This window comes from Paraclostridium dentum, from assembly GCF_012922555.1.
Lineage (GTDB): Bacteria > Bacillota > Clostridia > Peptostreptococcales > Peptostreptococcaceae > Paraclostridium > Paraclostridium dentum.
The window spans coordinates 1-413 of the sequence record NZ_WIPK01000138.1 but is presented as its reverse complement, the minus strand read 5'-3'; the positions used below and the strand labels follow the sequence as shown (position 1 = coordinate 413).

At 55.4% G+C, this 413-nt stretch carries 1 protein-coding gene; it reads right to left on the bottom strand.

The window, feature by feature from the left end; all coding sequences use genetic code 11:
- A partial coding sequence (locus tag GFJ41_RS21165) for a 40S ribosomal protein S16 (protein WP_206001617.1) occupies positions 1 to 413 on the bottom strand: 413 nt, incomplete at both ends.

The window sequence follows — 413 nt, the reverse complement described above, 5'->3', positions numbered from 1 at the left end:
CTGGACCTCCGAACTTCTTGGACTCGCAGCGGCGTGGATCAGCAACCAGCAGAGTTCTGTCATACTGGATCAGGATGTCCTTTATTTCCTTCTTGGATGCCTCGTCCACGTACTTCTGGTAGTACGCCACCAGGGCTTTGGAGATGGCCTGACGGATCGCATAGACTTGTGCAACATGTCCTCCGCCCTTCACACGCACTCTGATATCTACACCAGCAAAGCGTTCCTTTCCCAACAGCAGGACCGGCTCCAGCAGCTTGTACTGCAGAGTGGCCGGCTCGATGGTCTCCAGCGGTCTGCCGTTGACTTTAATCAGTCCATTCCCTCGCTTACAGTGCGCTACAGCCGTGGCTGTTTTTTTGCGCCCGAACACCTGGACAGACTGCAGAGGTCCTTTAGCCGGCATGTTTCGC